12 protein-coding genes and 1 pseudogene are annotated in these 12,826 nt (G+C 31.8%); all 13 read left to right on the top strand.

Annotated features, from left to right (window positions below; all coding sequences use genetic code 11):
• Positions 1-174, top strand: a pseudogene (locus tag ACNI3T_RS00770) (IS30 family transposase); the annotation flags it as partial.
• Positions 175-227: 53 nt separating this feature from the next.
• Positions 228-1,475: a hypothetical protein gene (locus ACNI3T_RS00765; RefSeq protein WP_418226189.1), complete on the top strand. Its 1,248-nt coding sequence runs from the start codon at positions 228-230 to the stop codon at positions 1,473-1,475.
• Positions 1,476-1,673: 198 nt separating this feature from the next.
• Positions 1,674-2,876 (top strand): WD40/YVTN/BNR-like repeat-containing protein, encoded by a 1,203-nt coding sequence (locus ACNI3T_RS00760; RefSeq protein ID WP_418226188.1) that lies wholly within the window; start codon positions 1,674-1,676, stop codon positions 2,874-2,876.
• A gap of 902 nt (positions 2,877-3,778) precedes the next feature.
• Positions 3,779-4,225 carry a hypothetical protein gene (locus ACNI3T_RS00755; protein WP_418226187.1) on the top strand — a complete coding sequence of 149 codons (447 nt, stop codon included), beginning with the start codon at positions 3,779-3,781 and terminating at the stop codon, positions 4,223-4,225.
• A 170-nt stretch (positions 4,226-4,395) separates the two neighbouring features.
• Positions 4,396-4,905: a hypothetical protein gene (locus ACNI3T_RS00750; protein ID WP_418226186.1), complete on the top strand. Its 510-nt coding sequence runs from the start codon at positions 4,396-4,398 to the stop codon at positions 4,903-4,905.
• A 313-nt stretch (positions 4,906-5,218) separates the two neighbouring features.
• The gene (locus ACNI3T_RS00745; RefSeq protein ID WP_418226185.1) at positions 5,219-5,413 is read left to right on the top strand and encodes a hypothetical protein; all 195 of its coding nucleotides are present in this window, start codon (positions 5,219-5,221) and stop codon (positions 5,411-5,413) included.
• A complete protein-coding gene (locus ACNI3T_RS00740; RefSeq protein WP_418226184.1) occupies positions 5,410-6,276 on the top strand; it encodes an IS3 family transposase in 867 nt (288 codons plus the stop codon). The genes ACNI3T_RS00745 and ACNI3T_RS00740 overlap by 4 nt, the downstream gene beginning before the upstream one ends.
• A 579-nt stretch (positions 6,277-6,855) precedes the next feature.
• The gene (locus tag ACNI3T_RS00735; RefSeq protein ID WP_418226183.1) at positions 6,856-7,785 is read left to right on the top strand and encodes a retropepsin-like aspartic protease; all 930 of its coding nucleotides are present in this window, start codon (positions 6,856-6,858) and stop codon (positions 7,783-7,785) included.
• A gap of 395 nt (positions 7,786-8,180) precedes the next feature.
• Positions 8,181-8,747: a hypothetical protein gene (locus tag ACNI3T_RS00730; protein ID WP_418226182.1), complete on the top strand. Its 567-nt coding sequence runs from the start codon at positions 8,181-8,183 to the stop codon at positions 8,745-8,747.
• A 1,326-nt stretch (positions 8,748-10,073) separates the two neighbouring features.
• Positions 10,074-10,727, top strand: coding sequence for a hypothetical protein (locus tag ACNI3T_RS00725; protein ID WP_418226181.1), 654 nt, complete (start codon positions 10,074-10,076; stop codon positions 10,725-10,727).
• Between the two features lie 196 nt (positions 10,728-10,923).
• Entirely contained in the window at positions 10,924-11,277 is a 354-nt protein-coding gene (locus ACNI3T_RS00720; RefSeq protein ID WP_418226180.1) for a hypothetical protein, read from the top strand.
• Between the two features lie 333 nt (positions 11,278-11,610).
• Positions 11,611-12,024, top strand: a complete 414-nt coding sequence (locus ACNI3T_RS00715) for a hypothetical protein (RefSeq protein WP_418226179.1) — start codon at positions 11,611-11,613, stop codon at positions 12,022-12,024.
• Positions 12,025-12,327: 303 nt separating this feature from the next.
• Positions 12,328-12,663, top strand: coding sequence for a hypothetical protein (locus ACNI3T_RS00710; RefSeq protein ID WP_418226178.1), 336 nt, complete (start codon positions 12,328-12,330; stop codon positions 12,661-12,663).
• Positions 12,664-12,826 lie beyond the last annotated feature (163 nt).

Raw genomic sequence — 12,826 nt, 5'->3', positions numbered from 1 at the left:
AATGGACTCATCAGAAGATACCTTCCTAAAGGAACAAGCTTTGCGCTGATTAATCAAAAACAGTTGCAAATCATACAAGATAAACTCAACAACAGACCTCGTAAAATACTGGGGTATAATACGCCACAAGAAATGATGGATCTCGAACGAAAAAAATTATATTTGAATACCTAACTTTTTAATACGCTTTGTTGCGTTACAACCTTGAATCCAGCAATAGTCTTCCAATGTATAGAAATGGAGAAATTAAACTTTATAGAGAAGGAGATCTAGGAGCAGTCTTCCAAAATACATATCAACAAATAATAAATGTAATTCAATCAAAAGATGAAAATTACATTTTGAATGTAAGTGAAAACGAATTTGCCGAATATCTTATACAAAACAAGAAGATTGAATTTCCAAAATTACATTTTGAAGATATTTACATAGATAAGTATGAAAAGGAAATTCCCGCTGAATGGTTTTCTGGTTCTTTTGATGTTTATTCAGGAAATAAATATAAAAGAGATCTAATTATTTATCATATTCCTTTTTCAGGCGATATTTACGTATTAGCTAATAAAGCCGTAAGTGGATTTTCCATATCGGGAAGTACAACCGTTGGAGTTGATAAAGATAGTATCACTGTTGAGATAGTGAACTTTTATAATGATCCAGAAAGAATTAAAACTTCGTTTGCAGACCAAAAAAGATATATATTATTTGACTATGATTTGGTTGAAAAAGATTGCAAAAGCTTCAATGATGGATTATTAGATTTTGCAGTTAAGCATATCCGAGAAAGAAAAGATAAAATTTTAAAATCCAATGATTTAATGGCTTCGTTAGGTGTTCCTCTAAAAAAGAAAAAAGACGTTTCAACCACGTTTTCGGTTCCAAAACCTGAGTTGAGAAAAAAGATTAAAATTGAACCAAAAGTATATGAAGATAAATTTAATCCTGAACCAACTTTGAGTTTTGGGGATTATCAGGAAATTTTAAGAATAATAAATGATGTAGGGAAAAACTTTGAAAGAATGCCTTCAACATATAGCAACAAAGGAGAAGAAGATCTAAGAGACCACATCTTACTCACTTTAGATCCTAACTTTGAGTATGGAAGTGCTAGTGGAGAAACCTTTAATAAGAAAGGTAAAACAGATATTCTACTAAGATATAAAAGTGATGTAGTATTCATCGCAGAATGCAAATTCTGGGGAGGGAAATCGCAATATTTTAAAACGTTCGACCAACTTATTAGCTACTTAACTTATCGAGATTCAAAAACTGCTTTAGTTTTATTCTCAAGAAATAAAGAAATTTCCAACGTTTTCTCAATAATTGAAAAAGAAACGAAAAACCATCCAAATTTTGTCAGAGAAGAAAGACAAACAGCTGCTAATTGGAAGAATTTTATTTTTCATCTGGATGACGACTTAAATAGAGAAATCAATATTGCAGTATTGACGTATCACTTACCAAATTTGAACTAAGGTACTACAGCTAACATCGGTTAATCGCCAATAGACGGTAGCGTTAGAAAGAAAATAATTAACTTGACCAACAAACCAATATTAAGCCGACAAATCCGCGTCCCCTACTCCGCCAACTGGCGATAACCGTAACCGTTATATAAAATTGCAAACAGTTATCCATTATCAAATATTGTAAAAATTAAAACCTACTTAGTTATGAAGAAAATTCCTTTTATTTTATTATTACTCTTATCCTTAGCGTGTTCCAAAAATGATGAGCCAAGTGTAGAATCTGACGTAATAAAAATCACATCAACAGCACCTGAATTTGTTCGAATTGGTGAAATTGTAACTTTCTCAGGTAATAATTTGGACAGAATAACAGATTTTAAGGTAGGAAATAAATTCGGTGAAATTATTGACGCAAGCGAAAAAGAAATTAAAGTCTCAATCCCTACTGTTTATAAAACCTCATTTTCTTTAAAAGCTTATAACGGCTTCATAGAGGTTGAAAGTATTCCATTAAATCTTATTGGCACTTACCCAGAAGAAAATGATTTCACTAATTATGATATACATAAACTTCAGCTAGTGGATGAAACACGAGCTTATTGTATGACTAATAACAATATTTACAAATCTTCAAACGGTGGAAAAAATTGGGTCTTACAGTATTCAACAAATTTAAATATTACATCAATTTATTTCGTGAATAAGGAGGTTGGCTGGTTCGGAACCATGGACGGTAAACTTTTTAAAACAATCGATGGTGGGAATACGTTTACAGAAATTTTTCAATCCATTGTAGATTACATGAGTAGACCAATAATGGATATAAAATTCAAAAATATAAATGATGGTTACATTTTAAATTCAAAAGGAGATATTTATAAAACAGAAAACGGTATTGATTTTCAACAAATATATGATTACCCAAATGAGAAATACGGTAATGCCATCGAGTTTTGGAATCTTGATCTTAAAGACGATTTTTTGATTGCGAATTCAGAATATGCGTTAGTAGTTAAGAAACCAGGATCTCCAAATTTTCAAATTCTTGAGTTTGAAAAATCAGTTTGGGATATTCAGATTGTAAACTCCAATGTAATTTACCTAAGTACATATTGGGATGATTCACTTCGTCTTTTGAAAAGTAACGATTTTGGAAATAATTGGGAAGTTACCAGTAATACAAGAATACAAAAATTTTATTTTGTTAATGAAAATAAGGGAATCGGCTTTGCGCCGAATGAAGGTTACGATTATCATATCGTTTATGAAACCAACGATGGTGGAAAATCCTGGAATAACCAATTCAAATTTAATGACTTCGAATTTGGATCGGCAATTGATTTTTATGGAAATTCTGGAATGATAAGTGGGATGGGAGGTAAATTATGGCATCATATTTTACCATAATTTACAATATTCCTTGAATGCAACTTTATATAACAACGGTTAATCGCCAATAAGCGGTAACGTTAGTAAGAAAATAATTAACTTGACTAACAAACTAATACTAAGCCGACAAATCCGCGTCCCCTAATCCGCCAACTGGCGATAACCGAGACCGTTATACACAAGTGCTCCGCAACGATTTTAGCTACTAAAAACAATAAGAATTCTATCTGAAAAATTCGAATTTTAAAAGCTTCAAAAGATAATTCTCAACTAAGAATCTTTTGTAAATCGTAAACTTAGAAAATTCTGGTTCTATCTAAAATTCTAAAAAATCCTTCAGGAAAAATTTAATAAGTAAAGAAGCTTTTGGTAGCTGCTCAAAAACAATTTAGCTAATAAGAACTTCATCAAAAAGAAGCTTAGTACCAAGAAACGGACGCTTACTTGGACGCAATAATTGTAACAAAACGAGCCAGTTTTTTCATAAAAGTCAAAGTATTACCGACAGCGGCATATCTGAGGTTCTCACTCGGCTCTGTCGCACCAGTGTATAACAACGAATATTCGCAATTGTGGCCATTTGAAATAAAATAGTATTTTTAGAGAACGATTTTAATCTATCCATTTTTCGTGCAAGAGAAACAAATTCTTTTTCTAATACAGATTTAATTTCCGAACATAGCTATCCGCCATTAAACGTTACGAAATTTAATAGATGTAATTTCCCGAAAAACCCAGTTTTCTATGCTTCTAATAGTCCAATTACCTGTCTTCGTGAAATCATAAGAGAATCTGATTATAAAGAGCGCGAATTTTGCTTAACAAAGTGGGAAATAATCAAATCGGATACTCCAGTTGCAATACAACCATTTTTCCATTCCGATTTACCAGAAGAAAATGGTTTTAGCGCAATCAAAGAAATGGAAGCTTTGAAACTTGATGAAACTTTCCAAAATAAATTACCCCCTGATAAAAAAGCTGGATTCTTAAAATTATTGGATTTTTTACGTACAACTTTCATAAATGATTCAAGTCAAGAACTTTCTGCTGCTATTGCATATAATTTTCTATTTGCTAATCACAATTTCAGAACAGATATTCTAATGTATCCAAGCGTTCAAACCCAACTTACAGCAATGAATATGGCGATTCACCCAAATTTTGTAGATAATCAATTACAACTTAAAAGATTATACTTTGTCAAAATGATAAATTTTAATGAAAAGGAAAAAACTTATAATTTAAGTTTTGGAAACTATGGAGTAGTAGAAAAAAATGTGATAATGTGGAAGCAGCGAAAAAAGGTAGATCCTTTATTTGATAAATTATTTGCGTTAGACCTAAAAGAATATTTTCGCAATAAATAATTATTCTGCTATTTAACTTGCCACAACATCGGTTCATCGCAAATAACGGGTAGTTTGCTTAAAATGGTTATTTTAGAGACCAATTATGGAAAAAACTAAGCCGACAAATCCGCATCCTTACTCCCGCAACTTGCGATAACCGGAACCGTTGTAAAACATTTTTTAGAAAATTGGAAGAATTAATAAAAAATAGAACTCCGATTGATATTGATCTCTCTCCAAATAGAGATAAAGTCTATGCTGGAATTTGCCTAAAATCGAATGATGAAATTTTCATATTAAATTGTTTTAATGAAGAAACGCAAGAATTTGATGGATATGCCATAATTAGAGATTATGAAATTGAAAAATATCGAGAATGGGATAAGGAAGAATTAAAGGAAATTAAAAACAACAATTATTCCAATTTTATAAACAAATTACCCATCGATAAAATGAACAATATGTTTGCATGTTTGTCGCAATTACAAAACGAAAAATTGATATCGATATTTATAGAATCTGATGATGATTCTTATTTTGTTGGCCAGATAAAAAGTCTTTCCGAAAATAAATTAGAGCTAAAATTACTAGATGAAAATGCTAAATGGACAGGAAAGAAAAAGATAAAAATCAATGAAATAACTTATATCGGATTTGATACAAGTTATGAAGATAGCTTCGAAAGAAAGATTGAGTAAAAAAACGTTTGACATCAACGGTTAATCGCCAATAGACGGCAGCATTAGTGAGAAAATAATTAACTGTACTTTCCTGAAATAGGTTGACTAAAAATTAAACCTTTTAGCACTATAACTAATGAAAGAACAAAATCAACACTGTCGAAAAACTTCCTACAAAAAAGTAGGGTACGATCTTAAGCTGGTTATCATCGATCAGATCCAGAATGCACAAATCTCTATCAATCATGCTTCCGATTAAATATCAGGTTTCCAGAGCTTCCATCTATTACTGGTTGAAAAATACAGTACTTTAGAACAAAAGAAACTAGGGATGAGCAAGAAAGATGAGATCAAGAAACTCAAAGAAAAAATAGAGAAACTGGAGTTTGTAAAAGACTTCCAACAAGACATTATTGCTGACATGGAACTTATTACCGGAGTTGATATGTCAAAAAAGTCATTGCCCAAAACATTAGCAGACGAGATCGAAAAAAAGAAGCAAAACCGTTTAAAAGAAAATGGTTGATCCAATGTTTTGGGGTTTCTAAACAAGCTTTCTATAAGCGGTTAAAATCTCATCAGAAAAGGCAAACACAGCAACAGCTAATCATTCGGCTCATCAAAGAGTATCGGAATCAGTATGGACTGCGTACCGGTGGAATTAAACTATATCAGGAATTAAAGGCTGATATGGACAGACTCGGTATTAAAATAGGAAGGGATAAATTCTATCGAGTAATGCGAATGAATAACCTGCTCGTTCCTAAATTAAAGCGGTTCCATATCACAACTGATTCAAAACATCGATTCTTTAAATACAAGAACATGGTAAAAGATAAAGTGCCCACCAGGCCTGAACAACTTTGGGTAAGCGATATTACCTATATCAAAACACAGAACGGACACAGTTACCTGGCATTGGTCACAGACGCCTATTCTAAGCAAATCATGGGTTATAAATTAGCAAGTCATATGAAGACATCACTTTGCATCGATGCGCTTAGAATGGCCATTAAAAACAGGAAGTACAAGAATCAGACACTCATCCATCATTCAGATCGTGGAATTCAGTATTGCAATCCCCAATACACCAGCTTTGCTGAGGAACACGGAATACTGATCAGCATGACCGAAAAGTACGATCCGTACGAGAACGCCGTGGCTGAGAGAGTCAACAAAACCCTTAAATATGAATACGATTTAAAACGAACTATAAAAAATACTAACTTAGTTAAGAAGATGGTCAAAAAAGCTGTTGAGATTTACAACAACAAAAGACCACATTTCAGTCTCAAATTGAACACACCTAACTTTGTTCATTTGAATAGAAATGTAGACTATCATTCCTACAAAAGGAACAAACAAAATTTGGAACTATTGACCATTTAAACTGTCGAAAATCGAATCAAAAATGGTCAACCTATTTCAGTATAATACAACAACGATTATAGCTACTAAAAACAATAAGAATCCAATCTGAAAAATTCGAATTTTAAAAGCTTCAATTGATAGTTTCCAACTAAGAATCTATTGCGAATCGTAAACTTAGAAAATCCTGGTTCTATCGAAAATTCTAAAAGATGGTTCAGGAAAAAATTAAATAAGGAAAGAAGCTTTTGGTAGCTGCTCAAAACGAATTAGCTACTAAGAACTTTATCAATAATAAGCTTAGTACCAAGAAACGGACGCTTAATCGGACGCAATAATTATGACAAAACGAGCAAGATTTTTCATAAAAGTAAGAGTATTCCCGACAGCGGCCTATCTGAGGTTCTCTTTCGGCTCTGTCGCACCAGTGTATAACAACGAATATTCGCAATTGTGGCCTTTTGAAATAAAATAGTATTTTTAGAATCCAACAAACAAAAACCTAAGCCGACAAATCCGAATACGTACAACCACAACTGACGATTATTCGAAACCGTTGTACGTAAGCCGTAGGAAAAATTCAGCTCCAAAGTTTAGAAAATGAAAATATCACGAGTATTTATTTATTTTATAACACTTATTCTACTTAATAGTTGTTCCCTTAATAAAGCCGTAAAGCACCTTAGAGAAGGTGAAACAACTCAGCAAAATTATAGTGCTACATTTCCTTTCGAAATTAAAAATGGGTTTATAATTATCCCTGTAGAAATCGAAAATAAAAACTATGATTTTCTATTGGATACAGGCTCTCCTAATCTGGTATCAAATGAACTTGCTGAAAGTTTGAATTTAAAAGCTATAGATTCTGCAAAAGCAGGTGATGTTTATAACAAAAAGGTCCAAAATAAATATACCCGATTAGAGAATGTAAAAATCGGAAACATAGATTTTACCGGAACAACTGCTTTAATCAATAATTTTAATGATGTATCAGTGTGGTCGTCTTTAAATATTGACGGATTTATAGGAGCTAATTTAATGCAGCATGCTATTTGGGATATTGACTTCAAAAAGCAACAAATTACAATAACGGATAACGAATCGAAATTAGATGTACCTGATGACATAATTGAAAACAAGTTATACATCGGTGTAGCAGGAGTACCAGCTATCGCTTGTAAGTTAAATGATAAGAAAGTTTGGAATTTCACTGTTGATTTAGGGTATAATGGAGGTGTCGTAGTACCGTTCTCTGAATTCAAAAAGCAAACAGAAAACGGCAAAATTTTAGATTTCAAGAAATCTGATACTAAAGGTGTTACTGGAATTTATGGAGAACAAAATACTACCAGGGAATCTTTTATAGGAATTATTGATGAAATTGAATTTGGAAATTCAACTTTAGAAAATGTCAAAGTGTATTCAGAGCAATATTTAGAGAAGAGATTTGGTGCTGATTTTTTTAAAAATTACCGTGTTATTTTAAATTGGAATAGTAAAAAATTAAGGTTGATCAAGAATATAGAATAAATGAATAACTAGTTTACGGCCTACGAACAACAACGGTTAATCGTCAATAAGCGGCACCGTTAGAAAGAAAATAATTAACTTGACCAACTAATCAATACTAAGCCGACAAATCCGCGTCCCCTACTCCGCCAACTGACGATAACCGAGACCGTTATGTGTAAGTTTTCAATTTAAAATCCATAGTTATAGAAGCGAAGTGTAAACATATTGAGTGTTCAGAAAAAGAAATCTTTGAAGAAGGATTTTGTGAATTTCATTATTCTGGTGGCTCTTTAGGTAATGGAGAAACATACGAACAGTATCAGATCATCGAACAGGATTTTATTGATTTTATAAAAGTTGTTCCAATTGATGAAGAAAATCATTTAAAAGTACATTCTCCGCTTTTAAGGGATATGATTATAAGATCTTGCGTTCAAATAGAAGTATTTTTCAAAGAATTAGGGAAATACTATTGTTCTAATGTTCAAGATAGCTCATTAGCGAAAAAATATAATCAGATTAATAAAAAGACAGGAGAAAAACGAGGAGTAAAAAATTGGAATTTTGGAGATTATCATATTTTTAAAGAAAGATATTTAAAATATGGATTCTTATTCGTTCGACCATTAAATCAAAATATAAAACCATTCGAAAATTGGCAAAATGAAAAAAATGCTCCTCATTGGTGGAATGTTTATAATGCAATTAAACACGATGGAATTAATTCTAAAAAAGATGCTACTCTAAAAGTCGCCTTGAATTCTTTAGCAGCTTTATTTTTATTGCATTGCTCACACAGATATTCCAGAAGGTACTTACTGCAATTTTCTAATCAAAATATAGATGAAAGATTTGATTTTGTAGAAATTAAATTCAATCAAATAACATCTCCTCTTGATACTAAAAGATATTTATTTAAGGATATTGCCGGATCTTCAGGAAGAACAGTAAAAGTTTTAAAATTTCCAGAAGGATTGTAACAAGAAAACCTACACATAACATCGGTTCACCGCAAATAACGGGTATCTAGCTGAAAATTGTTATTTTAGAGACCAATTATTAAAACAACTAAGCCGACAAGTCCGCATCCCTACTCCCGCAACTTGCGGTAACCGTAACCGTTATACACAAGTGCTCCGCAACGATTTTAGCTACTAAAAACAATAAGAATCCAATCTGAAAAATTCGAATTTTGAAAGCTTCAATTGATAATTTTCAACTAAGAATCTTTTGTAAATCGTAGCTTAGAAAATCCTGGTTCTATCGAAAATTCTAAAAGATCGTTCAGGAAAAATTTAAAAAGTAAAGAAGCTTTTGGTAGCTGCTCAAAAACAAATTAGCTACTAAGAACTTCTTTAAAAAGAAGCTTAGTACCAAGAAACGGACGCTTACTCAGACGCAATAATTGAAAAAAGACGAGCAAGATTTTGTATAAAAGTCAGAGTATTCCCGACAGCGCCTATCTGAGGTTCTCACTCGGCTCTGTCGCACCAGTGTATAACAACGAATATTCGCAATTGTGGCCATTTGAAATAAAATAGTATTTTTAGAATCCAACTAACAAAAACCTAAGCCGACAAATCCGAATACGTACAACCACAACTGACGATTATTCGAAACCGTTACCTGCAATGTCTCCAGAAGTAAAATCTATAAAATCTTATACTTTAGTAAATAATAAAATGATACGTAAAAATGAATGGAAACCTTTTACCTACTTTTTATAAAACAATTGGTCTTATCATCGGAATTACCACTCTAATAGCTTTTTTGTTAAACGACTTTTATATAAAATGGCTAAATATTGATCAATCGAGATTTGATTTGATCTTGAAATTAGTCATTTTGATTTCCCTTGTCATAATAGTTTTTTCTAAAGAGAAATATGAAAACAAGCAAATATCAGATTTAAGGCTACGAGAATTAAAAGGCTCCATTATCGCAGGGATAATTGTTTTCATTCTTGACTCTTTGAAAGAACTGATATTTTGGGATGGCGAGTTCGGTAATATCAGTAGTTTCGGACTTCTGATAATTATATTAATTCTGCATCTTATAACTTTTAATTCTAATAGGAACAAACTTATAGCTAGGTCCTAATTTTAGTGACAAAAATTTGAGTTCGAGAATCTATGTTAATTAATGAGTCGCCACAGCAGGTAACAACGGTTCATCGCCAATAGCCGGCAGCGTTAGTAAGAAAATAATTATATTGACCAACAAACCAATACTAAGCCGACAAATCCGCATCCCTTACTCCGCCAACTGGCGATAACCGAGACCGTTGTGCAAAATAATTTTCAAGAATGGAACAAACCAAAAAGATTTCTGACTGGATCAATAAAAACAAGTTAGAAATAATTCAGAATATCGATTATGAAAGTGTAGAAGTCTTTAAATTCTTAACTAACGAATTCAATAATTCAGACGTAAGTGAGAACTCTTTATTCCAATTCGTTTATAGAAGTTATTACAGATTAGATCTTGCAGGTCTTACAAAAGAATTTAAAATTGAGTATTTCAAAATAATGCAAGAATTAAGAAATACTGATAACATTGATCTTCTCGAAATAATTGAAAGGCTATATAAGTTTGAAAATTTAAGAAATAGAAAATCTGTACAATTTTCATTTGCTACAAAACTTGCAAATACAATAGACAAAAGTATTCCGATATACGATAGCCAAGTTTGCAAAGTTTTTAATCTTTCAAGGCCATTTCAAAAAGACTTTGATAAAAAAGTGACTAAATATTTTGAACAACTTTCAATAATTTCAAGTACATATAACGAAATAATTGATAAAGGATTAATAAATGAAACTCTCTTACTATTCAATGGCAGATTTGATAATTCAATTTCACAAAAGAACAAGTTAGATTTCATTTTCTGGTCAGCAGGAAAATTAATTAGTAAAATCAAGAAAGCTGAAAATCTCAACAAAAGGGTAATTTCAAACTAAGATTTCACAACAATTAAAGATTCCAGTAATTGCCTAAATTACTTTGCACAACATCGGTTCATCGCAAATAACGGGTTTATAGGAAAAAGTGTAATTTTAGAAACCAGGAAAGAAAATGGTTAAGCCGACAAGTCCGCATCCCTACTCCCGCAACTTGCGATAACCGTAACCGTTAGCCCCAAGTTTTAAATAAAATATGAGAACAAACATTAATACCTTTTTAAAAAGAGCTAAAGAAATCCATGGGGATAAATATGATTATTCAAAGGTTGACTATCAAACAACTGAAAAAAAAGTAATAATAAGCTGTAAGGAACACGGAGAATTTCTAATGAGACCACGTGCTCATTACGCTGACAAAAGAGCATGTCCAAAATGTGATAATACTGGGAAAAGTGGATTTCATGAAAGTAAATGGTATAAAGAAAATAAATTTATATATCTAATCGAATTGTTTGGTAACGGAGAACGATTTCTCAAATACGGGGTAACAAAAAACGTAAATGAAAGATTATTAAAGGTCAAGTTCCTTATTCTTCAAAAACATTAATTGCTGAGAAAATCAATAATGCCAACAAAATCGAAGATAAATTAGAATCAAAATATTCGCATCTATCCTATTTGCCCAAATTAAATTTTAGAGGTGCTACAGAATGCTTAGAATATGGTATAAAAAACCATCTAGTAAAAGACCTAAGAAATATTATAGAAAAAACCAGTGGCTAACATCGGTTGATCGCAAATAACGGGTTTAATCGGAAAAATGTAATTTTAGAAACCAAGAAAGAAAATAGTTAATCCGACAAGTCCGCGTCCCTACTCCCGCAACTTGCGATAACCGTAACCGTTGTAGTGCATTTTCAAGGACAAAATCTCATAAAATATGGAGACGGAAAAAGATTTTATAAAGCGAGAGATTGAAAAACTCAATTTGGTACTGATAAGCCTAATTAATAAAATCATAGGATCAAAATCAATAAATATTGAAAGTGAACTTCAGGATACAAATCAAACTCTTAAAGATCAAATTGGATTCACTCTTCTAGAAATAAGTGAGATGAATAATTCTGATCTTATTCTACATTTAAGAAAGCTTCACTCAACTAACCTTGAGAAACTAATGCAATTGATGTATGAGATTATTCAAAAGTCAGAATTAGATAATTCTTATGAAATTTACAACAAGAGAAAAATTACTCAAAAAGCGATACTGATATCGGAGTTTCTAGATGAAAATTCTACAACCTTTTCAGTTGAAAGATCAAATATAAAAAATGCTCTAAAGCAAAAGATTTGAGTTCTATAACAACACATTATTGCAATCAAATAATATTTGAATGAAAGTGGTACAGCATCAATTAATTCCAATTAGATTATAGGATTATCGAACAAAATTGTAACAAGAAAACGCACAACAACAACGGTTAATCGCCAATAGACGGCAACGTTAGAAAGAAAATAATTAACTTGACCTACAAACCAATACTAAGCTGACAAATCTGCGTCCCTGACTCCGCCAACTGGCGATAACCGAAACCGTTGTGTGCAATACTCCACAAAAAAAATTAGTAAATTAATTGCGAATTCAAACCTAGAAATTATGAAAAAAATTTTAGCTATTGTATTATTCCTAACATTTGGAATAATGAACGCCCAGTCAGAAGAATACACGAAATCTGAACCAGAATTTAAAGCAGATAAAACTGTTTTTAATGAAAAAAGTAATACTTTACAACTAATTGGTGATGTGGAATTTAAAACAGATATATTAGAATTTGAAAATGCAGAAGAAGTTATTTGGAACAGAAATTCTGACGAAATAATCGTCAGAGGTATTAAAGATTTTACGATAGACGGTTCTGTTGTATTTTCTGATAATCCAGATACTAAAACTTTGCACTACAAATTGGGCTCGAAAATCGCAAGGTTTGAATAAATTAGATTTGCAACGAATTTTTCTCACTTAAGATCCTCCCGGGTAATCGCGGTAATTAAAGGACATAATTCTGCAAGAGTACAGCACACAACAACGGTTCATCGCCAATAAGCGGCACCGTTAGTAAGAAAATAATTAACTTGACCAACAAACCAATACTAAG

Source organism: Christiangramia qingdaonensis, from assembly GCF_048381525.1.
Classification (GTDB): Bacteria; Bacteroidota; Bacteroidia; order Flavobacteriales; family Flavobacteriaceae; genus Christiangramia.
The sequence above is the reverse complement of the archived record's forward strand: the minus strand, read 5'-3'. Positions and strand labels throughout refer to the sequence as shown.

What these genes read in the sequence shown, in the direction of transcription:
- ACNI3T_RS00760 (WP_418226188.1), top strand. Translation starts at nt 1,674, where the DNA reads ATGAAGAAAATTCCTTTTATTTTATTATTACTCTTATCCTTAGCGTGT.
- ACNI3T_RS00710 (WP_418226178.1), top strand. Translation starts at nt 12,328, where the DNA reads ATGAAAAAAATTTTAGCTATTGTATTATTCCTAACATTTGGAATAATG.
- ACNI3T_RS00735 (WP_418226183.1), top strand. Translation starts at nt 6,856, where the DNA reads ATGAAAATATCACGAGTATTTATTTATTTTATAACACTTATTCTACTT.
- ACNI3T_RS00765 (WP_418226189.1), top strand. Translation starts at nt 228, where the DNA reads ATGTATAGAAATGGAGAAATTAAACTTTATAGAGAAGGAGATCTAGGA.
- ACNI3T_RS00720 (WP_418226180.1), top strand. Translation starts at nt 10,924, where the DNA reads ATGAGAACAAACATTAATACCTTTTTAAAAAGAGCTAAAGAAATCCAT.
- ACNI3T_RS00755 (WP_418226187.1), top strand. Translation starts at nt 3,779, where the DNA reads ATGGAAGCTTTGAAACTTGATGAAACTTTCCAAAATAAATTACCCCCT.
- ACNI3T_RS00730 (WP_418226182.1), top strand. Translation starts at nt 8,181, where the DNA reads ATGATTATAAGATCTTGCGTTCAAATAGAAGTATTTTTCAAAGAATTA.
- ACNI3T_RS00715 (WP_418226179.1), top strand. Translation starts at nt 11,611, where the DNA reads ATGGAGACGGAAAAAGATTTTATAAAGCGAGAGATTGAAAAACTCAAT.
- ACNI3T_RS00745 (WP_418226185.1), top strand. Translation starts at nt 5,219, where the DNA reads ATGAGCAAGAAAGATGAGATCAAGAAACTCAAAGAAAAAATAGAGAAA.
- ACNI3T_RS00725 (WP_418226181.1), top strand. Translation starts at nt 10,074, where the DNA reads ATGGAACAAACCAAAAAGATTTCTGACTGGATCAATAAAAACAAGTTA.